General features: G+C 63.3%; 24 protein-coding genes and 1 tRNA gene. 19 read left to right on the top strand and 6 right to left on the bottom strand.

Annotation, left to right across the window (positions count from 1 at the left end; genetic code table 11):
- Positions 1 to 7: 7 nt before the first annotated feature.
- From AC4FIJ_RS12995 to AC4FIJ_RS12940, 12 genes are all read left to right on the top strand, one after another.
- Positions 8 to 1195: a CpaE/TadZ family protein gene (locus AC4FIJ_RS12995; RefSeq protein ID WP_490337139.1), complete on the top strand. Its 1188-nt coding sequence runs from the start codon at positions 8 to 10 to the stop codon at positions 1193 to 1195.
- A 56-nt stretch (positions 1196 to 1251) separates the two neighbouring features.
- The gene (locus AC4FIJ_RS12990) at positions 1252 to 2571 is read left to right on the top strand and encodes a TadA family conjugal transfer-associated ATPase (RefSeq protein WP_490337159.1); all 1320 of its coding nucleotides are present in this window, start codon (positions 1252 to 1254) and stop codon (positions 2569 to 2571) included.
- A complete protein-coding gene (locus AC4FIJ_RS12985; protein WP_490337138.1) occupies positions 2568 to 3569 on the top strand; it encodes a type II secretion system F family protein in 1002 nt (333 codons plus the stop codon). The genes AC4FIJ_RS12990 and AC4FIJ_RS12985 overlap by 4 nt, the downstream gene beginning before the upstream one ends.
- Positions 3570 to 3573: 4 nt before the next feature.
- Positions 3574 to 4545: a type II secretion system F family protein gene (locus AC4FIJ_RS12980; RefSeq protein WP_490337137.1), complete on the top strand. Its 972-nt coding sequence runs from the start codon at positions 3574 to 3576 to the stop codon at positions 4543 to 4545.
- 21 nt (positions 4546 to 4566) lie between these two features.
- Complete coding sequence (locus AC4FIJ_RS12975; protein WP_490337136.1) at positions 4567 to 5370, top strand: hypothetical protein; 804 nt, start codon at positions 4567 to 4569, stop codon at positions 5368 to 5370.
- A 6-nt stretch (positions 5371 to 5376) separates the two neighbouring features.
- Positions 5377 to 5850, top strand: a complete 474-nt coding sequence (locus tag AC4FIJ_RS12970) for an A24 family peptidase (RefSeq protein ID WP_490337135.1) — start codon at positions 5377 to 5379, stop codon at positions 5848 to 5850.
- A gap of 57 nt (positions 5851 to 5907) precedes the next feature.
- A complete protein-coding gene (locus tag AC4FIJ_RS12965; RefSeq protein ID WP_490337134.1) occupies positions 5908 to 6642 on the top strand; it encodes an energy transducer TonB in 735 nt (244 codons plus the stop codon).
- Between the two features lie 258 nt (positions 6643 to 6900).
- The gene (locus AC4FIJ_RS12960; protein WP_490337133.1) at positions 6901 to 9240 is read left to right on the top strand and encodes a glycosyltransferase; all 2340 of its coding nucleotides are present in this window, start codon (positions 6901 to 6903) and stop codon (positions 9238 to 9240) included.
- Positions 9197 to 10501 (top strand): glycoside hydrolase family 130 protein, encoded by a 1305-nt coding sequence (locus tag AC4FIJ_RS12955; protein ID WP_490337132.1) that lies wholly within the window; start codon positions 9197 to 9199, stop codon positions 10499 to 10501. The genes AC4FIJ_RS12960 and AC4FIJ_RS12955 overlap by 44 nt, the downstream gene beginning before the upstream one ends.
- 9 nt (positions 10502 to 10510) lie before the next feature.
- Complete coding sequence (locus AC4FIJ_RS12950) at positions 10511 to 11548, top strand: mannose-1-phosphate guanylyltransferase (RefSeq protein WP_490337131.1); 1038 nt, start codon at positions 10511 to 10513, stop codon at positions 11546 to 11548.
- A 57-nt stretch (positions 11549 to 11605) separates the two neighbouring features.
- Complete coding sequence (locus tag AC4FIJ_RS12945) at positions 11606 to 12409, top strand: class I mannose-6-phosphate isomerase (RefSeq protein WP_490337130.1); 804 nt, start codon at positions 11606 to 11608, stop codon at positions 12407 to 12409.
- A 42-nt stretch (positions 12410 to 12451) separates the two neighbouring features.
- Positions 12452 to 12892 (top strand): DUF2721 domain-containing protein, encoded by a 441-nt coding sequence (locus AC4FIJ_RS12940; protein WP_490337129.1) that lies wholly within the window; start codon positions 12452 to 12454, stop codon positions 12890 to 12892.
- 7 nt (positions 12893 to 12899) lie between these two features.
- Here AC4FIJ_RS12940 and AC4FIJ_RS12935 read toward each other — a convergent pair whose 3' ends face one another.
- The 3 genes from AC4FIJ_RS12935 to AC4FIJ_RS12925 are packed head-to-tail and all read right to left on the bottom strand — an operon-like array spanning position 12900 to position 15351.
- The gene (locus tag AC4FIJ_RS12935; RefSeq protein ID WP_490337128.1) at positions 12900 to 13196 is read right to left on the bottom strand and encodes a polyhydroxyalkanoic acid system family protein; all 297 of its coding nucleotides are present in this window, start codon (positions 13194 to 13196) and stop codon (positions 12900 to 12902) included.
- A gap of 21 nt (positions 13197 to 13217) precedes the next feature.
- Positions 13218 to 14126 (bottom strand): hypothetical protein, encoded by a 909-nt coding sequence (locus AC4FIJ_RS12930; RefSeq protein ID WP_490337127.1) that lies wholly within the window; start codon positions 14124 to 14126, stop codon positions 13218 to 13220.
- A 10-nt stretch (positions 14127 to 14136) separates the two neighbouring features.
- Complete coding sequence (locus AC4FIJ_RS12925) at positions 14137 to 15351, bottom strand: toxic anion resistance protein (protein ID WP_490337126.1); 1215 nt, start codon at positions 15349 to 15351, stop codon at positions 14137 to 14139.
- 226 nt (positions 15352 to 15577) lie between these two features.
- On the opposite strand from AC4FIJ_RS12925, the gene AC4FIJ_RS12920 reads away from it, so the two are divergent.
- Positions 15578 to 15709 carry an entericidin A/B family lipoprotein gene (locus AC4FIJ_RS12920; protein WP_490337125.1) on the top strand — a complete coding sequence of 44 codons (132 nt, stop codon included), beginning with the start codon at positions 15578 to 15580 and terminating at the stop codon, positions 15707 to 15709.
- Positions 15710 to 15735: 26 nt separating this feature from the next.
- Here AC4FIJ_RS12920 and AC4FIJ_RS12915 read toward each other — a convergent pair whose 3' ends face one another.
- Complete coding sequence (locus tag AC4FIJ_RS12915; RefSeq protein ID WP_490337124.1) at positions 15736 to 17589, bottom strand: glycoside hydrolase family 15 protein; 1854 nt, start codon at positions 17587 to 17589, stop codon at positions 15736 to 15738.
- Positions 17590 to 17695: 106 nt separating this feature from the next.
- On the opposite strand from AC4FIJ_RS12915, the gene AC4FIJ_RS12910 reads away from it, so the two are divergent.
- Positions 17696 to 19282, top strand: a complete 1587-nt coding sequence (locus tag AC4FIJ_RS12910; protein ID WP_490337123.1) for a DUF389 domain-containing protein — start codon at positions 17696 to 17698, stop codon at positions 19280 to 19282.
- A 15-nt stretch (positions 19283 to 19297) separates the two neighbouring features.
- On the opposite strand, the gene AC4FIJ_RS12905 is transcribed toward AC4FIJ_RS12910, so the two are convergent.
- Complete coding sequence (locus AC4FIJ_RS12905; RefSeq protein WP_490337122.1) at positions 19298 to 21046, bottom strand: fatty acyl-AMP ligase; 1749 nt, start codon at positions 21044 to 21046, stop codon at positions 19298 to 19300.
- A 291-nt stretch (positions 21047 to 21337) separates the two neighbouring features.
- On the opposite strand from AC4FIJ_RS12905, the gene AC4FIJ_RS12900 reads away from it, so the two are divergent.
- The 4 genes from AC4FIJ_RS12900 to AC4FIJ_RS12885 all read left to right on the top strand — a co-directional run bounded on the left by AC4FIJ_RS12900 (position 21338) and on the right by AC4FIJ_RS12885 (position 23493).
- Complete coding sequence (locus AC4FIJ_RS12900; RefSeq protein WP_490337121.1) at positions 21338 to 21922, top strand: regulatory protein RecX; 585 nt, start codon at positions 21338 to 21340, stop codon at positions 21920 to 21922.
- On the top strand, positions 21922 to 22449 hold the full coding sequence (locus AC4FIJ_RS12895; protein WP_490337120.1) for a DUF192 domain-containing protein: 528 nt from the start codon (positions 21922 to 21924) through the stop codon (positions 22447 to 22449). The genes AC4FIJ_RS12900 and AC4FIJ_RS12895 overlap by 1 nt, the downstream gene beginning before the upstream one ends.
- 88 nt (positions 22450 to 22537) lie before the next feature.
- Positions 22538 to 22936 carry an NADH:ubiquinone oxidoreductase subunit NDUFA12 gene (locus AC4FIJ_RS12890; protein ID WP_490337119.1) on the top strand — a complete coding sequence of 133 codons (399 nt, stop codon included), beginning with the start codon at positions 22538 to 22540 and terminating at the stop codon, positions 22934 to 22936.
- Positions 22933 to 23493, top strand: a complete 561-nt coding sequence (locus tag AC4FIJ_RS12885; protein WP_490337118.1) for a DUF2155 domain-containing protein — start codon at positions 22933 to 22935, stop codon at positions 23491 to 23493. The genes AC4FIJ_RS12890 and AC4FIJ_RS12885 overlap by 4 nt, the downstream gene beginning before the upstream one ends.
- On the opposite strand, the gene aat is transcribed toward AC4FIJ_RS12885, so the two are convergent.
- A complete protein-coding gene (aat, locus tag AC4FIJ_RS12880; RefSeq protein WP_490337117.1) occupies positions 23424 to 24164 on the bottom strand; it encodes a leucyl/phenylalanyl-tRNA--protein transferase in 741 nt (246 codons plus the stop codon). The genes AC4FIJ_RS12885 and aat overlap by 70 nt on opposite strands.
- A gap of 109 nt (positions 24165 to 24273) precedes the next feature.
- Between aat and AC4FIJ_RS12875 the strand changes: the two genes are divergently transcribed.
- A tRNA-Trp gene (locus tag AC4FIJ_RS12875) sits at positions 24274 to 24349 on the top strand.
- The last annotated feature ends 7 nt before the right edge of the window (positions 24350 to 24356 follow it).

Raw genomic sequence — 24356 nt, 5'->3', positions numbered from 1 at the left:
CGGCACAATGAAAAGCGAACTTAACATTGCAGGCAGCAGCGGGACCGAATTGCCCATGAATGCTTTCGTCATCGCAAGTCCGGCCCATATCGCCCGCTTGGACGGGGCGATCGGGAACAGCCGTGCCAGCAAGCTCAACACGATTGCCTTGGCTTCCGGCGATCCCGTGCCGTTCTCGGTCATGGACCAGGCGGAAATGCTGGTCCTCGAAATCGATCCTGAGAGCGAAGCGTCGCTCGCGCGCATGGAACAGGTGCGCCGTGCCCGTCCCAACCTGCCCCTTTTGGCAGCGGTGGAAAATGCGGACCTGCGTCTTGTTCGCGCACTCTTGCGGCAGGGCGTCAGCGATGTGGTCGCCCTGCCCTTCGATTTCGACGAGTTGTTCACGCAGGTCATCGATGCGGCCGCGACCAGCAGCCAGTCCGGGACCATGGACCGGCTCGCCCCGATGGCGACGATGGTGCACGCCGTTGGCGGCATGGGCGCGACATCGGTTCTGACCCATCTGGCCGCAGCGATTGCCGATGACGGCGGCTGCGGATCGCGCGTCTGCCTGATCGATCTCGACCTGCAATTTGGCGAAGTCGCGGTCCAGATGGGGCTGACGCCGCAAAACAGCGTCCTCGACCTGCTTGAGGCCGGTGAGCGGCTGGACGGCGACCTGATCAGGGACACGGCCGTCCAGACGAAATACGGTCACTACATCATCGCAGCGCCCAGCCAGATCACGCCTCTGGAAGATGTCGATGTCGATCGGTTGCTGCGCATGCTGACCCTTGCGCGGCGCGAATATGACTACGTGCTGCTCGACCTGCCGGTGAACTGGACGAACTGGTCGCTGTCGGCGGCGCTGGCCTGCAGCGAGATGCTAATCCTGACCGATCAGTCGATCGGCGGCCTGCGCCAGACCAAGCGCTGTCTCGACCTGTTCGACATGATGGATGTGCCGCGCGAGAATCTGCAGCTGATCGTCAATCGCGCCGAAAAGAAGATGTTTCAGTCGATCGGCGTGCATGAAGTCGCCGATACGCTCCACCGCAATGTCTCGGCCACCATCGCGAAGGACAAGGCCGGGCTGGAATCCGCGCAGGATCAGGGCGTGCTGCTGGGCGAAATCAACAAGAAGGCACCCTTCGTCAGGGATGTCGCGCGACTGGCCGAACAAATGTGCCAGCGTCATGGGGGACAAGCCTGATGAAATGGTCGGTCAAGCGCGCAGAGGCCCCGGTCCAGCCGGATGGCGTCATCCAGATGGCGGCACTGCAGACGCTGGACGGCGAGCAGGACGAGGCGAAGAAACGCGCGCTGGACCTGAAGGTGTCGATCCACCGCGCTCTGCTCGACAAGATCAACCTGTCCGCGCTGGAACAGATGCCGCGCGAACAGATCCGCACCGAAATTTCCGAAATCATCGGCGAGATCCTGCTGCAGCGGCACGAACCGCTTAACCGCAGTGAACGCACCGCGCTGATCGACGATGTTCTTGATGAGCTGCTTGGCCTAGGCCCGCTGGAACCCCTGCTGCAGGACGATTCGATCACCGACATTCTGGTGAATGGGCCCGATATCGTGTTCGTGGAACGCAACGGCCTGCTGGAACGCGTCCAGACCGAGTTCCAGAACGACAAGCATTTGATGCGCATTATCCAGAAGATCGTCAGCGCGGTGGGCCGGCGCATCGACGAATCCTCGCCCTTTGTCGATGCGCGCCTGGCCGACGGTTCGCGCGTCAATGCGATCGTATCGCCGCTGGCGGTGGACGGATCGCTGCTGTCCATTCGTAAGTTTGCGAAGAAGCGGATCGGGATCGACCGGCTGATCGAGCTGGGCTCCGTCCCAGAACCCATGGCGCAGGTGCTGCGCGCCGTGGTCGCCTCGCGCCGCAATGTGCTGATTTCGGGCGGTACCGGTTCGGGCAAGACCACGCTGCTGAACGCGATGAGCTCCTATATCGATCCGCGCGAACGCATCGTCACGATCGAGGATTCGGCCGAGCTTCAGCTGCAGCAGGAACATGTCGCGCGGCTTGAAACCCGCCCCGCCAATGTCGAGGGCAAGGGCGAAGTGACCCAGCGCGAACTGGTGAAGAACGCGCTGCGCATGCGTCCCGACCGCATCATCGTGGGCGAAGTCCGCGCCGGTGAGGCGTTCGACATGCTGCAGGCGATGAACACCGGCCACGACGGGTCGATGACCACCGTCCACGCCAACACGCCGCGCGATGCGCTGTCGCGCCTTGAACAGATGATCGGCATGAGCGGGATCGACATGCCGCCGCGTTCCGCACGCGCCCAGATCGCGTCTGCCATCAACGTGGTGGTGCAGGTCGGACGGCTCGCCGATGGTCGCCGCCGGGTCATGAGTGTCTCCGAACTGACCGGCATGGAGGGCGAGACGATCACCATGCAGGAGATCTATCGCTACAAGATCACCGGACGGGACGAGAACAACAATGTCATCGGCCGCTTCGAGGCGACCGGCATCCGGCCCAAGTTCCATGCCGAAGCGCAGGCGACCGGTATCAACCTTCCGCCCGAACTGTTCCGTCCGGACTTCGAGATGGGCTCATGATCGAGACCCTTCTCAAGGCTATCACCCTGCTGGCGATTTTCGGCACGGTGTTCCTGATCGTCCAGCTCGGTCTGAACTACAGCTGGTCCAAGACCGCGCATGTCAGGGCGGTCAACAAGCGCCTGACGATGATCCGTCAGGGCACCAGCCGGGACGAGATCCTGGCGCGCCTGCGCAAGAATACGCCGCAGGATCATGCCAATCTGCCCCCCGCCATCGCGCATATGCTGCAAAAGCTGGAACGCACGATGATGGCCGCGCAGGTCAGTTTCACCCCCATCCAGCTGATGACCGTCATGGCGGCGGCCTTCGTCGTCATATCGGCGCTGCTGATGCTGCTGATCGGCGGAGCGGGTTTCAGCTTTACCGCGGGCACCATCCTGCTGTCGCTGGTTCTGGCCGCATCCATCACGTTTATCGTACCGGTCATGGTCCTCAGCATGATCGCGACCAAGCGGCGCAAGCGCGTTGAGGAACAGTTCCCCATCGCGCTCGACGTGTTCGTCCGCGCATTGCGGGCCGGCCATCCCATCGCGGCAGCGCTCGAATTGCTGACCGAAGAAATGGAAGACCCCATCGGCAGCGAATTCGGCCTTGTCGCGGACGAGGTTGCCTATGGCGCCGAGCTGACCGATGCGCTGACCGCCATGGCGGAACGCTGGGACCTCGACGACATCCGCATGTTCGTCGTCTCGCTGTCGGTTCAGAACGAGACCGGCGGCAATCTGGCCGAAATCCTGCAGAACCTGTCAGAAGTGATCCGTGCGCGTGCCAGCCTCTACATGAAGGTCAGGGCGCTCAGTTCCGAGGGGCGCATGACCGGCTGGATGCTGACGATCCTGCCGATTGCCGCCTTCATCGGCCTGTTCATGGTGAACCCCGAATTTTATCTGTCGGTGGCAGAGGACAGGATGTTCATCATCGGCTTCATCGTGCTGATGGTGATGTATGTTTCCGGGTTCCTGTGGATCCGCAAGATCATCGATCTGAAGGTCTGACGCCATGATTGACTTCATCCTCGCCAGCCAGACCGCGCGTGTCGCAACACTGCTTGGGCTGTTCGCGATCGTGGCGGCACTGGCCTATCTCGTGCTTGGCGCGTTTTCGCGGCGCTCGCAGATCCGTGCAGGATTGCAAACGCTGGGCACCGAAAAGCGCGAAGCGCAGAGCGCGGCCAGCCTGCGCGAATCCAACAACAGCTCGGCATGGAGCAATCTTGCCGACATGGTCGAGCGGACTGGACTTAGCCTCAACGATTCGAAGAACGACAGGCTGCGCGACAAGCTGATCGAGGCCGGTTACACCCACCCGTCGGCGCCGCGCATCTTCACGCTGTGCCGGCTGATCCTTCCCTTCGTGCTTGTATTGGGTTTCGTACTGCTGATGTATTCTCGGCCCGAGCCGCCGGGGTTCTTCTCGCTCTATATCTTCGGTTCGGTGCTTGGCTTCATCGGCCTCTACCTGCCCAATATCTATGTGCAGGCAAAGGCGGACCGCCGGCGCGAGCAGATCGTGAACGGCTTTCCCGACTGCCTCGACCTTCTGCTGGTCTGCGTCGAGGCGGGCCTGGGGATCGAGGCGGGGATGGACCGCGTGGGCCGTGAAATGGTGCAGTCTCATCCGCTGGTCTCGCAATTGCTGTCGGTCGCAGTGCTCCGCCTGCGGGCGGGCGCCAGCCGCGAGGAAGCGTTCCGCAAGATGGCCGACATGGCAGGCGTCGACGAGATCCGGTCGTTCACCACATTGCTGGTGCAGTCGGACAAGCTGGGCACCAGCATCTCGTCGACCTTGCGCGTCTACGCCGGTGAAATGCGCGAAAAGCGCCGCATGAGGGCAGAGGAAAAGGCGCACCGCATTCCGGTCCTGATTTCCGTACCGCTCGTGGTATGCATGCTGCCGACGATGATCGGCGTGCTGATGCTGCCTGCAAGCATTCGCGTCGTTCGCGACATTTTCCCGCTGATGAACGGGTAAGGATAAAGGGGGTATCCGATCGTGCTGAAACTCAACGCAAGGAAGGCCGTCACCGCGACGGCAATCGTCGCGGCATCGCTGGGGCTTTCGGGCTGTCAGGCGCTGTTCGGCCCATCGACCGCTTCGCGCGGAGAGGCGCAGAGCGTTGACATGGGCGATTATTTCGAGGGGCGCCTCGCGGTCGGACGCTATTACCTTGAAAAGGGACTGACGACGCAGGCCATCACCTCGTTCCGGCAGGCCTCCTACGATCCGCGCTTTGCGGGAGAGGCCTATAACGGCATGGCGATCGCTTACGATCAGCTGGGCCGGTCCGATCTGGCGCATCGCTATTTCAGCATGGCGGTCGCGTCCGCGCCGGGTGACGACCGTTTCTCGCGCAATCTTGCCAGGCTTGAAAACCGTACGCCGGTGCTGCCTGATGCATTGCCGCAGGCGCAGCAAGTAGAACTGGCGGACATGGACCTGCCCGAATTGCCCGCCATCGCGGCGGCCGAACCGCAGGTCGAAAAGCGCGGCCCGATCACCATCGGCGCGCGGCCAGCAACGGGGATCACGGTTGCCGGGCGCTCGACAGGCGAAGCGGTCAGGGTATCGAAGGCGGAAGTACGGATCGCTCCGGCCGCCGCCCCAGTCAGCAACAACCCCGTCAGCGCCGGTTCGGTCAGCGCCGCCTCGCCGGTTCGTACCGCGGCGCGCGCCGAATCGCAAAGCGCGGGGCGTGCGGTGATTTCGCGGGCGCGGCGCAGCGCGGCGGCCCGCCGCGGCTATCCGGTCAGGCTGGTCTTCAACGGCAATCAGGCTTCGCTGGCTTCGCAGGACTGATAGATCGTGGAGATTTTGCCGGCCGCCTATCTGGCGGCCTTCACGCTGCTTGCGCTTGCCGGTGCATGGACCGACCTTCGCCGGCAAGTCATTCCGAATGCACTCAATCTTGCGATCCTTGTTATCGGGCTCGTCGCCGTTCCGCTGATGCTCGGCTGGATGGGACTGGTCTGGGGCCTCGCGCATTTTGCGGCGGCGCTTGTCGTCGGCATCGGGCTGTTCGCAATCGGGGCCTGGGGCGGAGGCGACGCGAAATTCTTTGCCGCCTGCGCGCTATGGATACCGGTACAGCAGACGATCGCCTATCTGGTCGGGCTTGGAATTGCGGGCCTGTTCCTCATTCTCGGCTGGATCATCTGGGCAAAGCTGAAGGGCCTGCCCATGTCGCGCAAAAGCCCCCTTCCCTACGGCGTCGCCATTGCCTTCGGCGGAATCTTCGCGGTGGTTTCGCTACCCGCTCTCGGCTTCTGGCCGGGTTGAGGCCATGAACGGCTCTGCCAGCGGGAACAGCCGCGCGGGGCCGGAATTTGATGAACAATGGCTAAGACAATCCGAACAGGGGGAAGGCGGCGGCAATCGCGGGGGCAACGCATCGCGATCATCCTGCTGGTTGGCGCGCTCCATCTGGGGGCGATTTACGCCTTGCTGCGTGCCTTTGACATCGACGTCATCCCGCAATCGGCCAAGTCCATCATCGCCTTCGATGTAGACCCGCCCGATCCGCCGCCCCCTCCCCCGCCGCCCGAGCCGGATCCCGAACCCGAGGGCGCCGCGGCGCCGCCTGCACCAAAGGCCGATCCGGCCCCAAAGGCGGCACCTCCTCCCAAACAAGTCGTGAAGCCCGATCCGCCCCTGCCGCCCGTGACCGGGGAAGGAACGCAGACGCGGTCGGGTGCCGCCGATGCCGGCTCTGGCACGGGCGGAGGCGGGACAGGTTTCGGCACCGGAAGCGGCGCGTCGGGCAGCGGTAGCGGCGGCGTTGTCGCGCAACGCGCCGTGAAGATCGCTGGCGATATCGTCGATGCGCGCGATTATCCGCGGAGTGGAAGCCGTGATCGTTCGGGCACATCCGTCACCGTATATTTCACTGTCGGAACCGACGGCGTCCCACGCGATTGTCGAATCGCCAAGCCGAGCGGCGATCCCGAGGCAGACCGCATAACATGTCGGCTAGTTGAACAAAGATTTCGCTACAGACCTGCTTTGGATCGCAACGGCAATCCGGTTCCCGACAGGACCGGCTGGCGTCAGTCTTTCTTTTTAAGGACTTGACGTTGTGCAACTGCGAAAAGAAGATATACCACCTATTGATGACTTTGTCTTTGCGTTGAAGCGAGTTAACATTCATCAATAGCCCAAGTTTTCTGCTGTTTTTTGCAGGCGCGAAGGAACCGAAACAACTTCGGGTGCATTGAGGGAGATACCGCCTCAACGCGAGGGATAATCGAAATGGGAAATGGGACGTCACGCGAATTGCCCCGGTCGGATCGTCCGACGCGCGACCCGTCGTCAGCATCGCATCAAGGCGACGTGGTCCGACTGTTTTCCGACGCGAGTGCACCGTCCGCACGTCGCCGAATTGCCCTTGTCGGTACCTATACGCCGCGCAAATGCGGCATCGCCACTTTCACCGGTGATATCGTCGAACAGCTTGGCGTTCACCACCCCGACATTTGCTGCGATGTCTATGCGCTGACCGACCCCGAAAAGCCGATGGTGCATACGAATATCAGCGGCGAGATCCGGCAGGATCTGCGCAGCGACTATGCGCGCATCGCAAGGCGCATCAACGATTCCGGCGTCGATGCGGTCTGGATTCAGCACGAATACGGCATTTTCGGCGGCGAATGCGGCGAGCTCGTACTCGATCTGGTAGATCGCATCGCCGCTCCCTTGATCGTCACGCTACATACGGTGCTTGCAGACCCTTCGCCCAAGCAGCGGGAGATACTGGAGCGCCTTGTCGACAGGGCCTCTCAGGTGATGGTCATGGCGCGGCACTCGCGCGAACTGCTGCGCGACATGTACGGCGTTGGCGATGAGCGCGTGACCGTCATCGAACATGGCGCACCCGACCGGCCTTTCGGGCGCCAGAATATCTTCAAGGACGCGCTGGGCATTTCGGACCGCCCCGTCATGATGAGCTTTGGGCTGATCGGGCCGGGCAAGGGTCTTGAGCATGTTATCGAAGCGCTCCCCGCGATTACCGCGCGGCACCCTGAATTCCTGTATCGCATCGTCGGCGCGACCCATCCCAATCTTGTGGCCGAACAGGGTGAGGCCTATCGCGACCGTCTGGAAGCGTTGGCCGACAGGCTGGGCGTGGCGGACCACATCGAATGGGTGGACCGCTTTGTGGAGACAGAGGAGCTGCTCGACCAGCTTGAGGCGAGCGACATCTATGTCACGGCCTATCCCAATCTCCAGCAATCCACATCCGGCACGCTCAGCTATGCAGTCGCCTTGGGCAAGGCTGTCATTTCGACTCCTTATCTGCACGCATCGGAACTGCTCGCCGATGGCGTCGGCGAATTGATCGAACCCTGTTCGAGCGATGCCGTGGCCATGGCCGTCATTCGTCTGCTGGACGATCCGGCGGAGCTTCAGGCCTTGCAGCGGCGGGCCTATGAACGCGGGCGGGAGACGATCTGGCCGCGCTATGCCGATGCGATCGTAAAGATGATCGACAGCGTGTCCGCCGATGCGCCGCGCTTCACGCCGGCCGAATTTGCGGCGCCGGCCATCGCGGGTTTCCTCGACATGTGCGACGACACCGGCATGGCCCAGCACGCCATCGGCAAGGTGCCCGATCGCCGGCATGGCTATTGCCTCGATGACAATGCCCGCGCCCTGATGCTAGTGAGCGTGGCCGACGTTCTGGACGAAGCGGAAGCGAGCCTTTGGGGAACGCGCTTCGCCGCCTTTATCAATCATGCATGGAACCCGGACGCGAACCGTTTCCGCAATTTCATGAACTATGATCGCAGCTGGTGCGAAGATGCCGGTTCAGACGACGCCAATGGGCGTGCGCTATGGGCACTGGGCCACACGGCGCTGCACGGACGAACCGAGGACCTGCGCTGGTGGGCCCGCGGTCTCTTCGACGAAGCGCTGCCTATCATGGACGGCATCGAATCCCCGCGCGCCATCGCCTTCGCGACACTGGGCGCGGTCTGCAGGCTTGAGGGCGAGCCCGATCATGCCGGTGCGCTCGCGCTGGTCGCGCGTAGCGGCGAATTGCTCCACCGCCTTCTTGCGCAGTCGAGGCGCCCCGACTGGGCGTGGTTCGAGGCCGTGCTGGGTTATGACAATCCGCGCCTGTCGCAGGCGCTGATCGAGGCTGGCCGGATCACTGGTCAGGCCGAATGGACCCTGGCGGGACTATCCAGCCTGCGCTGGATCGCCACCATGCAGATCTCTGCCACCGGGCAATTCCGGCCCGTCGGTTCGGACACGTTCAGCCATCCGCATGAAGCCCTGCCCTTCGACCAGCAGCCGCTGGAAGCGCAAGCCGCTATCGAAGCCGCCGCGAGTGCCTATCGTGCCGATCCGGCGCAGCGCTGGATCGATCACGCGCGCGCGGCCTATCGCTGGTTCTTTGGCGGAAACGACCGTGGTGCCGTGCTGGCCGATCTGGATACCGGGCGGTGCCGCGACGGCATCACACCGCGCGGTGCCAACCGCAATTGCGGTGCAGAATCCATTTTGGCGTTTCAGCTTGCGCATTACGGCGTGGTAGCGCTCAGCCGTGAGGGCCGCGGCGATTCGAAGTCGTCCGGTTCCGACCCGGACGATCATTCTAAGGCGTTTCACGCGGGAGAAATCCTTGAGAAAAGGCGAATACCCGAAAAGCCCGCTGCGAATTTCTGAAACGCGGCTGCATGCAGACCATTCTCGCGTAGTCCTTCGACCGTTTCACCTGGGCTGGCAGGCCAGAACCGCCGACGGCAATCGCGCCCTGAAACTTGTCGAGGATATTGCGCGTCTTTCCGAAGAGGCGGCAAAGGCGGAATACGATCATGTCTGCCACGACTTCCTCGAACGGCACTGGCAAACGGAGCAGATGTTCCTCGAGCGTTATGCCGAGGTCGAGGAGACGCTGGATCTGGATCCGGGCTCCTATTCCGAACTGCGCAAGAAGCTTATCGGCAGCTATTTCTGCCATGAATACACCTATGCCGCCGCTGCGCTGATGAACCCGTCGATCGTGCCGCATCCCGACCAGAGCGGCATGAGCGAGGATTCCTGCCGCTTTGTGATGAGCCTGCGTGCGGTTGGCGAGGGGCACATCAGCTCGATCGCCTTTCGCGAAGGCATCATGGAGGCGGACGGATCATTCCGGCTGTGGCCGCAATCCAGTTTCGCGACCGCTGCCAATTCGGCTGACATACCCCCCGACAGCGACGGGATTGCCGAAGTGCACCGGCATCCCGAAAGCAGCCTGTCGAACACGGTCATCTTCCCAATTACCGAGCAACAGGCCGGCGGGCTGGAAGATTTACGCCTCGTTCGTTTCGACCACGGCGATTGGGATTACGAGTGGATCGGCACCTATACCGCCTATTCCGGCCGCTCCATCCGGTCCGAGATCCTGCGCACGCGCGACTTCAGGACCTTTTCGCTGGAACCCATCCTGGGCAAGGCCGGACGCAACAAGGGCATGGCGCTGTTCCCGCAGAAGATCAACGGTCGCTATGCGATGGTCAGCCGGCAGGACGGCAAGAACCTGTTCCTGCTGTTCTCGGACGATCTGGTCACCTGGGATGACGAGGGGGCCAAGCTGATGGGCCCCAAATATCCATGGGAATTCATCCAGATAGGCAATTGCGGCAGCCCGATCCTTACCGACGAAGGATGGCTGCTGTTTACCCATGGCGTGGGCGCGATGCGCAAATATTCGCTTGGCTGCGCCCTGCTGGATCGCGACGACCCTTCAAAGGTATTGGCGCGAAGCAGCGCGCCTGTGCTGGCGGCGGAGGACGATGACCGCTCGGGCTATGTGCCGAACGTGGTATATACTTGCGGGGCCTTGAAACTTGGCCGCAGCCTGTTGATTCCATACGGGATATCGGACAGCGCAGTCGGGTTCGCGAGCTGCGCCGTGGACGACCTTTTGGCGATGATGGAGTAACGCCCCGCAATGGCAAAGATGGTTCCTGTCGTGCTGTGCGGTGGCAGCGGCACGCGGCTGTGGCCGCGATCGCGTAAAAGCTTTCCCAAGCCCTTCCTGCCGCTGATCGGCGATTCGACCCTGTTCGAGGCCACGCTGGCGCGGTGCAGCGACAGCGATGGCTTTCTGCCGCCGATCGTCGTCACGGGCGAGAGCCATCTTGACCATGTCGACGCGCAGCTGGGCGACCGTCCCGGCGCGCAGGTCATTGTCGAACCGATGGCGCGCAACACGGCCGCTGCCATCGCGATGGCGGCATGCCGGCTCGACCCCGAAACCGTGATGCTGGTCTGCCCGTCGGATCACCATATCGCCGACACCGCGGCTTTTGCGCGCTCGGCAGCGCGTGCCGCGTCACTGGCCGAAGAAGGCTGGCTGGTCGCCTTCGGCATCACGGCAACTGCGCCTGAGACAGGCTTCGGCTATATCAAGCGCGGAGAGCCGATTGGCGAAGGGGCCTATGCGGTCGAACGCTTTGTCGAGAAGCCCGACCTTGAACGCGCGCGTCATTTCCTGTCCGACGGCGGTTATAGCTGGAATGGCGGATTGTTCGCTTTCCGCGCCGACCGCTTCATGGAAGAGCTGGAAACCCATCGCCCCGCGATTGCGGCTGCCGCCCGCAAAGCCGCGGACATGGGTCGCGAAGAGGGTCGCCGCTTTCATCCGGATGCCGAGGCCTTTGCCGCAATCGAATCGGAATCGGTCGATTACGCGGTCATGGAGAACACCGATCGCGCCGCCGTGGTGCCCGCCAGCATGGGCTGGTCCGACATCGGCAGCTGGACCAGCCTGCGCGATGCGCATGTGCGCGATCAGGACGGCAATAAGGCGCATGGCCGCGCGGAACTGGTCGATTGTAAGAACGTCTATGTCGATACAGACGGCCCGCGGGTGTCGGTAATCGGACTGGACGACGTTGTCGTGGTGGTGAATGGTGACGAAGTGCTCGTGACCACGGCTAACGGCGCCCAAAAGGTTGGAAAGCTGGAAGGCGCTGCAAAGCAGTAGCTCGCCGGTTTTCGGCATTAATGGCCAGCCATGGCGGTCAGATTGGGGATTGGTGCAATGACGGTCCTGCCGACGCGCGAAGTTGAAAAGGTGTGGGGACGCGACAGGCTCCCGGCCCCGTTCGCCGCGCCCGATGGCAAACGCATCGGCGAAATCTGGTTCGAGCCGCCCACGGCATTGGACGAACTGCTCGTCAAATATATCTTCACGTCCGAAAAGCTGTCGATCCAGACCCATCCTGACGATGATCAGGCCGAGGCGATGGGCAAGGGCCGGCAGGGCAAGTCGGAATGCTGGTATGTAATCGACGCCGATCCGGGCGCGACCCTTGGCGTGGGTTTCGCGCAGCCGATCGGTGCCGATGCGATGCGCGCCGCTGCTCTCGACGGTTCCATAGAGGACATGCTGGTCTGGCACGAGGTCAAGGCGGGCGATTTCTTCTACATCCCGGCGAATACGGTCCATGCAATCGGCCCGGGTGTAAGCCTGATCGAAGTGCAGCAGAACTCGGACATAACCTACCGGCTCTACGACTATGGACGCCCGCGCGAACTGCACCTTGAAGAGGGCATGGCCGTGGCGAAAGGCGAGCCCTACGACCCCTCGCTTCGGCAACATGTTCCGGATCATGGGACGACCAGGTTGGTCGATGGGCCGTTCTTTCTACTCGACCGGCTGGACGGGCTGCCGGATGCCTCGCTGGCGGCGGATTATCCGGGTCCGCTGCTGGTCATCCCGCGCGATGCAGATGTTTCGGTGAACGGAGAGCAGGTCGGCCCCGGTCAGTGTGCTCTGGCCGGCAGCATCGAATCGGTGAGTTTTCCTGCCAAAGGTCGCTGCCTGATCGCAAGACCTGTCTGATCCCCGCTTGCGCAGGCGAAAGCCCGAACTACATTCGCGCACATGATCGCCCAGACCATTCAGCTCGCCCTTGCCCCGGTTTTCGTACTGGTGGCCATCGGCAATCTTTTGAACCTCCTGGCCGGACGGCTGGGGCGGGTTGTCGACCGCGCACGATCGCTGCAGGCACGGTACAAGGAGACCGAAGGGGACGAGCATGACGAGGTCGTGCGCGAAATCCGCTCGGTCGATCAGCGGATTGCGATGATCAATCGCGCGATGCTGCTGCTGGTGGTATCTGCGCTGATGATCGGGCTGACGGTGCTGTCGATCTTTCTCACCACCTATTACTGGGCGGATCTGGGCTGGCTGGACGGCGTCTTTTTCCTGTTCGCCCTCGGCCTGCTGATGATCGCGCTGGTCACCTTTCTTGCCGAAACCCGGCTTGCCTCAAGCACGCTGCGCATCCCCGCGCGCCTGCTGGAGAGCCACCGCAAGCTGTAGCGACGGCTCAGCTCAGCAGCTTGCGGCCCTTCTCTTCCAGCGGGCCGCTGATCATCGATTCGACGAAGGACAGGGCCGGCGGGAGGTCGATCTCGAACACCACCTGCGCGTCTTCAACGTCCACGTGGCCGGTCAATTCCTGGCCCATGGCGCGGATCACCATCAGCATGCGATCCTCGCTCTGCCACGAGGTTTCGATCTGGGCGAGCCCGCCGGGCACGAAATCGGCCATGTCGTCGCGGCGGGTGTCGAGACGGCGGCGCACTTCGGCACGGTCGAGCGAATGGGGAACGGCTACGCGCATGTCGGGAAGGAGTCCTCGGCTTCAGCCCTTGCGACGTGTGCGCAGGGGGTCTTTTTCTGGGTTCAGGGGATCGGATTGCAGCGGATCCAGATTCAGGGGAACGCCGCTTCCGGTTTCGCCCTGATCGGGGCGCGGCAACGCCACATCCTCGGCACCGGGCGGCGGGAGAGCGGCATCCTGCGCCGATACTTCGCCCAGCGGCACATCGGGACCGCCATAACGATAATCAAGATAGCGGCTGCGCGTTGCAAGCTCGTCCAGCGCGCCTTCGGCCAGCTGGCGGGTCACGACGTCGATCTCGCCGCTAATCCGTTCCAGGCCCTCGACCAGCTGCCTGTCGGGGATGCCGCCCGCCCTCGCCTCGGCGCGCAGATGTGCGGGTATCGCGGTATAGCTGGCAACGATCTGCGGCAGATGTTCGCCGACAAGCTTGCGCACCTCGACCGCGGCGGGCGTATTCTCATCCAGACCGGTCAGCTGCACGCCCAGCCCGTCGAGCTGGCTGCCGATGCGCTCGACAAGATCAACCGCCGGTGCAGGCAGGGCCGCGCGCTGCGATTCCAGCCATAATTCGGTGCGATTGACGGTCTGCTTCAGATTGCCGCGCGCAAGATCCTCGCGCCGGGGCATTTTCATGCGGGGGTAGCGCATGAAAATGAACGCCGCGACGATCATCAGCAGGACGGTAACGAACAGCCCTTCGAAACCGAGCGCCGAAACGAAGGCACCGAACGCCATCGATGCGATCACGATCACCGCCAGCGCCATAGCCAGCCGCAGCAGCTTGCCGGTCAGGTGCTTGCGCTTGATCTTGGCCGAACCCTTACCGATCGATTTTGCGTCCACACGCCGACCGCCCGCGCGCTGATGCGTCAGGCTGGACTTGGCCGAAGCCATGATACGGTCGGAATCGTGCGTGCTGTCAGCCATGCGCGGCGCCTCAGCCCTCGATGCTCAGCAAGTCGGTCTGCTGGATTTCGGCCGCCGCGCGATTGGCGCCTTCGGCCCGCGCGATATAACCGCGCGACCGCTCCACCTCGTCCGAGAGGGTGTCAACGGTCTGCTTCATCGAATCGAGCGCCTTGACCTTGAAATTGTCGATCGTGTCCATCGTGTCATAGATGTTCTGGAACGCGCGCTGCAGCGTTTCCAAGGGAATCGTGCTCGACGCGGCCTGTTCGTGGATCGTGCCGGTCTGCTGTTTCAGCAGCGTGCTGGTCGAATCGATGATGCCCGCCGTCGTGGTGTTGAGCGCGGTGATCTGGCCCAGCACTAGCTTCTGGTTGGTCATCGCCTGCGCCACGGTCACCGCGGTGCGCAGCGCCGACACGGTGGTGGTGCTGGCACGGTCGACGCCCTTCACCAGCTCGACATTGTTCTTCTTGACGAGATCGAGCGCGAGATAGCCCTGCACCGACACCGCCATCTGCGTCAGCAGATCCTGCGTGCGCTGGCGCGTATAGAACAGCGCTGTCTCGCGGATCGCCTTGGCCTTGGCAGGGTCGGACACGTCGAGTTCGTTGGCGGCATTCTCAAGCTCGCGGTCCAGCGCCTTGGAGATGTGGATCATCTGTTCCAGATTGCCCATCGCTTCCCATAGCTTGGCCCGCTCGGTGTCGATGGCGGCATTGTCCATCAACAGCTCGTCCTTGCCGCTGGCGAGGCGGGTGAGGATCGACTGGATATGCGACTGCGCGCTAGTGTAGCTGTCGAAGTAGTTCTTCAGCTTGTTGCCGAACGGGATGATGCCCAGGATCTTTCGCGGGCCCGACAGCTTGCCCTGACGGCCCGGATCCAGCTCTTCAACCGTGCGGCGCAGTTCGGCCAGGTCGGCGCCGACGCCGGTGTCCTTGTCCATCGCGCGCACCGGGCGGTCGAGGAAGCGGTTCGATTGACCGGCCGCCGCCACGATTTCCTTGCGGCCCATATTGGTCAGCTGGTCGACCTTCTTGCCGAACTCCGGAGAATTGGCGTCCGAGGCGATAAGATCCTCGACAAAGCTCTCGACCTTGGCATCCAGCTTTGACTTCACGTCGTCGCTGACCGGCACCAATCCGGCGGCCTTCTCGGGCTTTACATCAGGCACGGGGCTCGGCGCCTCGAGCGTCAGCTCATTCTCGGTAGCGGTCGCGGTGGGTATGGTCTGGTCGGCCATCGTCTTCCTGAATGTTGGCGGGGGCAGGCCCCGTTTGAACTGGTGTATTAGCAGTGTAAGACAGCTGTTTCAAGAAAGCCCGTGGTTCCCGTTCCGGGCACATCGTAGAATGTGGCGCAGGAATGCGACATAGATCGGCTGTTCGCAACCGCGCGCCAGCATATTGCGCAATTCCGCCGCCGCGCTAGAGGTAACGCGGACCCCTTGCTCCTCAGGACAGATGCGCATGTTTCGCAAGACTTTGTTGACCGCCGCCATCACCGCAACCCTGCTTGCCGTCTCCGCCTGCAATACGGTCAAGGGCCTGGGCGAGGATATCAGCTCGGTCGGGCGGGCGGGCGAAGAAGCGATCGATTGATCGGCGGTCCTTCACGGACCGCGCGATCAGCGATATTCGTTCCAGCTCTTGGTCAGCATGACCGCGCAATTGATGATGCCGACCAGCGAATAGGTCTGCGGGTAATTGCCCCATAGCTCAAGCGTGTGGGGGTCGATGTCCTCGCTCAGCATTCCGGCGCCGGTACGCCGGTCGAGCATCGCCTCGAACAATTTGCGCGCTTCCTCGCCGCGGCCGGTGTGGTGCAGCGCCTCGATCAGCCAGAAGGTGCAGACGTTGAACGCCGTGTGCGGCAGGCCGAAATCGTCCTCGCTGTCATAGCGCAGCATGTGATCGCCGCGCCGCAGCGCCTTTTCCAGCACCGCGAGGGTGGAATGAAAGCGTGGATCGTCCTTGCCGATGAAGCGCAGGTCCAGCAATTGCAGCAGGCTGGCATCGCGCTGGTCGCCGCCGAAGGTCGCGGCGATCGCGCCGCTCTTCTCGTTCCAGGCCGCCTTCATGATCGATTCCTGCACACGCGCCGCGTGGCTTCGCCAGTATTCCTCGCGCTCGGTCAGGCCCAGCGCCTGTGCGGCATGCGCCAGCCGGTCGGCCGCCGCCCAGCACATCGCCGCCGAATAGGTATGGATGTGGGTCGAATTGCGCAGTTCCCAAAGCCCCGCATCCGGCGTCGACCAGACCTTCAGCGCCCTTTCGCCCACACGTTCCAGCGAATGAAAATCCTCCAAGCCTGACATGCGCAGCAGGCGCTGATCGGCGAAGGCCTGGACCGATGACAGGATGATCTGCCCATAGGCATCGTGCTGCACCTGCCGCCAGGCGTCGTTGCCGACACGTACCGGTCCCATGCCGCGATATCCGGCAAGGTCGGGCGCTTCCCATTCCAGCAATTCGCCATTGCCGCGCACATCATACAGCGGCTGGATATGCCCGCCCTGCGCATTATCGACGATATTGCGCAGATATTGCAGATAGCTTTCCAGCACGTCGAGCGCGCCGATCCGGTTCAGTGCCTGCACCGTGTAATAGGCGTCGCGGATCCAGCAATAGCGATAATCCCAGTTGCGACCGGAATCGGCATGTTCGGGGATCGAGGTCGTCAGCGCAGCGACGATGGCGCCGGTGTCTTCATGCTGGCAGAGTTTCAGGCCGATTGCCGCGCGAATGACCGCGTCCTGCCATTCGAACGGTATGGCAAGGCCGCGCACCCATTGCTGCCATTCCTCGGTCGTGCGGGCGAGCATGTCGCCAAGCCCGGTATCCAGCGATTCCGAAAAGCTCTCGTCAGGTCCGAAGAAGAAATGCAGTTCCTTTTCGAGCCGGAACGCGCTTTCCTGCTGGACAAGCCCGACCGGCGCATCAGTCGTCAGCCGCATGCCCATCGCCGGCATGCGGAACGAGACATGGCTGGACCCAAAGCTGCGTTCGGGCGAGGTCGCGCCATAATCCGCGGCGGGCCGCAGCGCCATCCGCATGCGCGGAGAGCCGGATACCGGCCTTACGATACGCACGAAGGCGACCGGGCGGTACATCCGTCCCCGACGCTTGTAGCGCGGGCAGAAGTCATAGACATCGAAGGCATTGCCATCGTCGTCGGCAAAGCTCGTCTTCAGGATCGGCGTGTTGCGGACATAGGATTGCGCGACGACCTTCCCGCCTTCGAGCGAGATGGACCAGAAACCGCGCTGGTCCCCGTCGGCCTTACCGTGATCGATCAGCGAGCAGAACACAGGATCGCCGTCGACGCGCGGCAGGCAGGCCCATGTAAATGTGCCTTCCTTGTCCACCAGCGCAGAGCACTGGCAATTGCCGATGGGCCATAGGTCGAGCGAGGCAGTGCCCCGCTTTGGCTGGGCGGCCTTTTGAGAGACAGCGGCGGTCACGTGATTCGGTTCGTTCATGCCCGGCGTTTCTTACGCGCAACGGCTCTGCTGTGAAGGGCCAAAGCTAAGGAATATTAAGTCTGGCCATCTCGACACGCAGAAAAATCCAGCGCAATCAGTCGCGATGACCCAGACCAAGCCAAGCCTGCCCGCGCATGAAAAAGCCATTCGCAGGGGCGACAGCTTTACCGACCTGCTGCTTTCGTGGCGGCTGTGGTGGCGTCATTCGGTCTGCGCCAGCGTGGATCAGGCCGATGTGATCGAACAGCGGCGCGAGGAAGCGGTCATCTCCGCGCGCTATCTGTTCATGCTGGCGATGTCTGCGGGGATCGCGGTCCTCGGTCTGCTGCTTTCCTCTCCGGCAGTCGTGATCGGGGCGATGCTGTTGTCGCCGCTGATGGGGCCGATCATCGGCCTCGGCTTCAGCCTTGCGACGGGCGATTTCGGCTGGCTGCGCAAATCGGCCAAGGCGCTGGCGGTCGGCTCGGTGATCGCGGTGGGCTTCACCGCCCTGATCGTTGCGCTCTCTCCTATCCAGACCGTCACGGCCGAGATCGCCGCCCGGACGCGGCCCAATCTGTTCGATCTGTTCGTGGCGCTGTTCTCGGCCCTTGCGGGTGCCTATGCCATGATCCGCGGGCGAGAGGGCACAGTCGTGGGCGTTGCCATCGCGACTGCCCTGATGCCGCCGCTGGCCGTGGTGGGCTTTGGCCTTGCTACCTTTAACTGGACCGTTTTTTCGGGCGCCCTGCTGCTTTACGTCACCAACCTGATCACCATTGCGCTGACGGCGACGGTGATGGCGCGGCTGTACGGGTTTCGCACCAATCTCACGCAGAACCAGACGCGGCTGCAGGATGTCATCGTGATCGCCTCGTTCGTCGCGCTGGCGATCCCGCTGGGACTGTCGCTGAACCAGATCCGCAAGGAGGCGATCTTCTCGCGGCAGGCCAATGCCGCCATCGCCGACAGCTTTACGGCCAATGCCCGCATTTCCTCGCTCGACATAGATTTCAAGGGCGATCCCATCTCAGTCGTGGCCACGGTACTGACGCCCGAGATCGCGCCGCGCGCGCAAGAGATGGTGCAGCGCCGTCTTGCGCGTGCGCTGGGCGATCCGGTCGCCGTCACGATCGAGCAGTTCAAGGTCGGAACCAGCGCCAGCGCCGCCGAAGAGGCGCAACTGGCCGCCGCAAGGGCACAGGCGCAGGAGGCCACCGACCGCGAGATCCGCGACCTCGTCGAATTGCTGGCGCTGGTCGCGGGGGTCGAGGAAACCGACGTGCTGATCGACCGCGACAACCGCCGCGCCATGGTGACGGCAAAACCGCTCGATGGCGCGGAGCTGCTCGCCTATCGCGAACTGGAGCAGCGCATTGCGCGTCGGGTCGACGACTGGACCATCACGCTGGTCCCGCCTGCCCGTAGCCTGCCCGACATCACGTTGAGCGAGACAGGTCCCGACGAGGATGGCGCGCTGGCCTTGAATTTGGCCGAATGGGCCGGGAAACGCATATCGGCGCCAATCGAGGTGACAGGCCGCGAGCCGGAATTGACGCAGGTCCGCCGCCTGCTTGCCGCAGACGGGGTCGCGACGGTGCCGGTCGATGGCGGATCTACGGGACGTGTCTCGCTTCGCTGGTCGGCGCCTGACACGCTGCCGGTTGCCGTACCGCCGGAGGAAGCCTCCGCCGCGCCCAGTCAGAACTGAGCGCAGCGCAAGCGATCAGGCCGCGAGGCGATAGGGTTCGATCTCACCCGCAAGATACAGCTTCTTGGCCTTGGCGCGGCTGAGCTTGCCCGAACTGGTGCGCGGCAATGTGCGCGGCGGAACCAGTTCGACGACGCAGTTCATGCCTGTGATGGCGCGCACCTTGTCACGGATCTCGTCATGCAGGCGGACGCGTTCGACCGGATCGGACACGCGGCAATGGACCAGCACGGCGGGCACTTCCTCGCCATTGTCGGCCTGGATCGCAAAGGCGGCGATGTCGCCCTGGTGGAAGCCGGGAAGCTGCTCCACCGCCCATTCGATGTCCTGTGGCCAATGGTTCTTGCCATTGATGATGATCATGTCCTTGGCGCGGCCGACGATGAACAGATAGCCGTTGACCATGTACCCCATGTCGCCGGTATCGAGCCAGCCATCTACCAGACATGCCTCGGTCGCTTCGGGATCGCGGAAATAGCTGTGCATCACGCTGGGGCCGCGGCACCAGACCTTGCCGATCATGTGATCGCCAAGCTCGTGCCCGTCCTCGCCGCGGATCACGACTTCCATGTCGCGCACGGCCTTGCCGCAATTGACGATGGCGCGGTAGCGGGCGGGGCGTGAGAGGTCGCGGGGAACGCCCGACAGGCGCTCTTCCTCGACCAGTTCGACCTTGATGCCTTCGCCCGGCGGCATGATGGTGACGGCCAGCGTCGCTTCGGCCAGGCCATAGCTGGGGGTGAAGGCATTGGCCTTGAACCCGGCATCGGCAAACGCATCGACAAAGTTCTGCATGACGTCGGGGCGGATCATGTCCGCGCCATTGCCCGCCAGCCGCCAGCGCGACAGATCGAAGCGTTCGGCCACGTTCGACTGGCTGGAAATGCGGCGCGCGCAGATGTCATAGCCGAAGGTCGGCGAATAGCTGATCGAATTGCCCTCGTTGCGGCTGATGAGGTCTAGCCATGCGAGCGGGCGGCGGGCGAAATCCTCGGTCTTGAGATAGTCGCCCGAAACCTGGTTCGCGATCAGCGACAGGAAGCAGCCGACAAGGCCCATGTCGTGATACCACGGCAGCCAGCTGATGCAGCGGTCGTTGGGCCCGACGGCCATCCCGTGCGAGTGTCCGGCCAGATTGTTCAGCAGGGCTTTGTGCGTGACCGCCACGCCGTGCGGGAAACGGGTCGAGCCGCTAGAGTATTGCAGGTAGCAGATGTCGTCGGGCGACAATTCCGGCAACGCGACTTCTGCAGGGTCGCGAGTCGCAAAGCTGTCCCAGTCGATCCCCTCGCATCCCTGACGGGCGCAGGCCGCCTCGGTCATGGTGGCGATTTCGGCGGGATAGAACAGTACCTTGGGATCGGAACTGGCGAGCTGCACCGCAAGCTGGTCGATATAGCTTTCCTTGCCGCCAAAGCTGGTCGGCAGGGGCAGCGGCACGGGCCAGGCGCCGGCATAGACCGCGCCGCAGAACAGCGCGGCGAAATCGGCACCGGTCTCGGCGATAAGCGCGATGCGGTCGCCCGGTTTGATACCCGCGGAAATCAGCCGATAGGCTGCCTTGAGCGCGTCCTCGCGAAGCTCTGCAAACGGGTAGGGCCGCACCAGCCGCCCACGCGCATCGTGGAAATTCAGACCGCGCTTGCCGCGTGCGGCATAATCCAGCGCCTCGGCAAATGTGCCGAAGTCGGCGAAGCGGCGTTCCAGCGCGTCTTCGTTCGGGGTGGGGACGAGATCCTCGGCCCGTTCGGGGGTCTGCGTCATAATAGTGTTACTTTTCCCGTCTAATCTTCAGAGTCCGTCAGGCTTGCGCGCTGACCGGATTGGATTGCGCTGCCTAGCGCATCGGGGGCTGAATGCCGAATGAAGCATTCGCGGGCGACATGCGGCCCGATGCCGTGGCTTCTCTTACCGACCGGAACATGCATCGAAAGCGGCATCATTTTGTGCTCCCCCTCTCGCGCAACCCATTATAAGCCTAGTACTAACCGCCAAGCGGTCCAGAAATCCCGGGTCATTCCCATTGTTACCGGATTGTGGCACGATTAAGGCGTTATGACAGAGGATGCGGGCCCTTATCCACGATCTAATCTACGCGCAAGGGCGGTCCGTCCGCTGGACGCTGCACGTCTGGAGGAACTGGCGCTGTCCTATGTCGCCCGTTTCGCGACCACCGCAAAGGGTCTGGAGCGTTACTGCAAGCGCAAGCTGCGCGAGCGGGGATGGAGCGAGGACGAGCCCCACCAGCCCGACCTCAGTGCACTGGTCGAGCGCTTCGTGCGCAATGGCTATGTGAACGACGAGGAATATGCCCGCGTCCGCAAGGGCGGTCTGCTGCGGCGCGGTTACGGGGCCCGGCGGATCCACGCCACGCTGGACGCGGCCGGCGTCGCCGGGGAAGACCGCGGCGAGATCGAGGATGCCGAGGCGCGGCTGGCGGCGCTGCGACTGGTGCGCAAGCGCCGGTTCGGCCCATTCGGCGCGGACGGCACGCCGCCGGGCGACCGCGCGGTTCGCGAAAAGCAGATCGCGGCGATGATCCGCGCCGGCCACCCACTGGACAGCGCCCGCGAATTGGTCGATGCCGCGGACCGGAAATCCGCGCTCGACTGGGCGGGCATTCAAGACGAGGATTGGTGATGTCTTTTCGCTTCCGCGCCCTTGCGCTGGGCATGGCGCTCTCTCTGGTCGCATGGGGCTGCACGCAGGCGGAAACGCCAGCCAGCACGGCTGTCGCCGAAGCACCCTCCGTCCATCCGGAATCGGGCCTGCCCATCGTGCCGCTGACGATTAACAGCGGCGGCAAGGCCATCCCGTTTCGGGTCGAATATACGACGACGCCAGAGGCCGAGATGAAGGGGCTGATGTTCCGCACCGAGCTTGGTCCGAACGAGGGGATGATCTTTCCCAACAAGATCATGAACCCCGGCGCCCCGCCCGCGCCGCGCAGCTTCTATATGAAGAACACGCTGATCCCGCTGGACCTGATCTTCATCGCGCCCGACTCGACGATCGAGAGCATCGCCGCCAACGCGGAACCCTATTCGCTCGAATCGATACGGTCACAGGGTCCGGTGATCGCGGTGCTGGAAATCGCGGGCGGCCGCGCGGCCGAACTCGGCCTCGAACCGGGGGACAAGGTCGCGTGGAGCGAGCCCTCCCGCTGATTGGCGAACTGATCGGGCGCAATTTCCGCACACACCGCTCGCTTCGGGCGTTGCGGTGCGTGGCGGCTCGGGCTAACGGAATGGCGCGATGAACATTCTCATGAAGATCTTCACCTGGTGGGACGGCGCCACCATCGGCACATTGCTCGACAGCTGGCGTCATGGCGAGGAAGTCGGCCAGGATGCGCAGGGCAACCGCTATTTCCGTGGGCGCAAGAAAAATGCGCAGGGGAACGAGCGCCGCTGGGTGATCTATTCCGGCTCCAACGATGCCAGCCGCGTGCCTGCCGAATGGCACGGCTGGCTGCATGGCGCGGGTGAAGACGTGCCCGAAAGCAACCTGCCGCCGCCGCGCATCTGGGAAGTGGACTACACGCCCAATGCGACCGGGACGCAGACCGCCTATCGCCCGTCCGGTGCGCTGGAAAAGGGCGGGGTTCGCGCCCGTGCGACCGGCGATTACGAAGCCTGGTCGCCCGACCAGTGATTCCGCTGCGCCCGGTGGCCGCCGCCGCCGCGCTGATGGCGTTGGCGGCGTGCGGAATGTTCGGAGAGGAAGATGGCACTCCCTCTGGCGAAGACACGCCCAGCGTGACGGAAGAAGCGCCCGCCATTGCCGCCCAGGCCGAGAACGAGACGATCGAGGCCGGCGAAGGCGATGCGGAGGATGCCGATATTCCGACGGGCACTCCGCTGGAGGAGCGCGTTGCGACGCTTGGCCTGCTCAACAAGCGGAATAATCTGACCGTCGATGTCGAGCTGAAGCCGGGCGAAGAGACGATCGTCGACGATGTCCTTATCAAGCTGGCAAGCTGCGAGCGGCGGCCCCCGTGGGATCCGGAGCCAGAGACCGGCGCATTCGTGCAGGTTTCGGTGCGCGATTCGGTTCAGGGTGAAGACGCGCGCTTTCGCCGCGTCTTTTCGGGCTGGCTATTCCTGAACAGCCCCTCGCTCAACGTGGTCGAGCATCCGGTCTATGATGTCTGGGTCAAGGATTGCGCGATGAGCTTTCCGGGTGAGGAAGCCGCGGACGACAGCGAATAGAACCCGTCCGGCAGGCTGGCGAAGCTGGCCTGCGCGGTGGGACGCAGCGCCGTTTCCAGCAATTGCAGATAATCCGACTGCGGCATCGCCACCGCGCCCATCGTCGCGAGATGGGGCGTCATGAACTGGCAGTCGAGCAATTCCATCCGCGACACGCGCATCGCCGCGACCAGCCAGCATAGCGCCACTTTCGACGCATCGCTGACCAGGCTGAACATGGATTCGCCGCAAAACACGCGGCCAAAGCCCACGCCGTAGAGGCCGCCGACCAGTTCGCGTCCATCGCCACCCTCGACCCAGCATTCGATTGAATGGGCATTGCCCAGCCGGTGCAGCAGGCGATAGCTGGCCGCGATGCGGATGCTGATCCAGCTGTCGGCGCCGTCATCGATGCGGCTGGGTCGCCGCGGGGCGGCGCAGGCGTCGACGACCTGCGCGAAGGCGGTGTTGCAGGTCACAGTGAACCGCTCGGCCTTCAGCACCTTGGCCAGCGAGCGGGACAGGTGCAGGCCGTCCAGCGGGATGATCGCCCGTTCGCGCGGTTCGATCCACATGACTTCGGGGTCGTCGCGCGATTCGGCCATCGGAAAGATGCCGCTGCGATAGGCGAGCATCAGCAATTCGGGATCGATCACGTCATGCGCGTCTTCGGGGCGGCTGCGATTGCTCATCGTGCGCGATAATGGCGCGAGATTACCCGCCTGTCACCGGTTTCGCGTTCTAACGTGAAAGCACCGCTTGTCAGGCGCGTCTCTTCGCTATAGAGGGCCAGCTTCCTGCAGGGGTGTAGCTCAGCTGGTAGAGCATCGGTCTCCAAAACCGAGGGCCACGGGTTCGAATCCTGTCACCCCTGCCATTTCCTT

Source organism: Croceicoccus sp. (genome assembly GCF_983967925.1).
The sequence above is the reverse complement of the archived record's forward strand: the minus strand, read 5'-3'. Positions and strand labels throughout refer to the sequence as shown.

Coding starts and splice junctions, on each gene's coding strand:
- AC4FIJ_RS12995 (WP_490337139.1), top strand. CDS start 8: ATGAAAAGCGAACTTAACATTGCAGGCAGCAGCGGGACCGAATTGCCC.
- AC4FIJ_RS12990 (WP_490337159.1), top strand. CDS start 1,252: ATGGCGGCACTGCAGACGCTGGACGGCGAGCAGGACGAGGCGAAGAAA.
- AC4FIJ_RS12985 (WP_490337138.1), top strand. CDS start 2,568: ATGATCGAGACCCTTCTCAAGGCTATCACCCTGCTGGCGATTTTCGGC.
- AC4FIJ_RS12980 (WP_490337137.1), top strand. CDS start 3,574: ATGATTGACTTCATCCTCGCCAGCCAGACCGCGCGTGTCGCAACACTG.
- AC4FIJ_RS12965 (WP_490337134.1), top strand. CDS start 5,908: ATGGCTAAGACAATCCGAACAGGGGGAAGGCGGCGGCAATCGCGGGGG.
- AC4FIJ_RS12950 (WP_490337131.1), top strand. CDS start 10,511: ATGGCAAAGATGGTTCCTGTCGTGCTGTGCGGTGGCAGCGGCACGCGG.
- AC4FIJ_RS12945 (WP_490337130.1), top strand. CDS start 11,606: ATGACGGTCCTGCCGACGCGCGAAGTTGAAAAGGTGTGGGGACGCGAC.
- AC4FIJ_RS12940 (WP_490337129.1), top strand. CDS start 12,452: ATGATCGCCCAGACCATTCAGCTCGCCCTTGCCCCGGTTTTCGTACTG.
- AC4FIJ_RS12935 (WP_490337128.1), bottom strand. CDS start 13,196: ATGCGCGTAGCCGTTCCCCATTCGCTCGACCGTGCCGAAGTGCGCCGC.
- AC4FIJ_RS12930 (WP_490337127.1), bottom strand. CDS start 14,126: ATGGCTGACAGCACGCACGATTCCGACCGTATCATGGCTTCGGCCAAG.
- AC4FIJ_RS12925 (WP_490337126.1), bottom strand. CDS start 15,351: ATGGCCGACCAGACCATACCCACCGCGACCGCTACCGAGAATGAGCTG.
- AC4FIJ_RS12920 (WP_490337125.1), top strand. CDS start 15,578: ATGTTTCGCAAGACTTTGTTGACCGCCGCCATCACCGCAACCCTGCTT.
- AC4FIJ_RS12915 (WP_490337124.1), bottom strand. CDS start 17,589: ATGAACGAACCGAATCACGTGACCGCCGCTGTCTCTCAAAAGGCCGCC.
- AC4FIJ_RS12910 (WP_490337123.1), top strand. CDS start 17,696: ATGACCCAGACCAAGCCAAGCCTGCCCGCGCATGAAAAAGCCATTCGC.
- AC4FIJ_RS12905 (WP_490337122.1), bottom strand. CDS start 21,046: ATGACGCAGACCCCCGAACGGGCCGAGGATCTCGTCCCCACCCCGAAC.
- AC4FIJ_RS12900 (WP_490337121.1), top strand. CDS start 21,338: ATGACAGAGGATGCGGGCCCTTATCCACGATCTAATCTACGCGCAAGG.
- AC4FIJ_RS12895 (WP_490337120.1), top strand. CDS start 21,922: ATGTCTTTTCGCTTCCGCGCCCTTGCGCTGGGCATGGCGCTCTCTCTG.
- AC4FIJ_RS12890 (WP_490337119.1), top strand. CDS start 22,538: ATGAACATTCTCATGAAGATCTTCACCTGGTGGGACGGCGCCACCATC.
- aat (WP_490337117.1), bottom strand. CDS start 24,164: ATGAGCAATCGCAGCCGCCCCGAAGACGCGCATGACGTGATCGATCCC.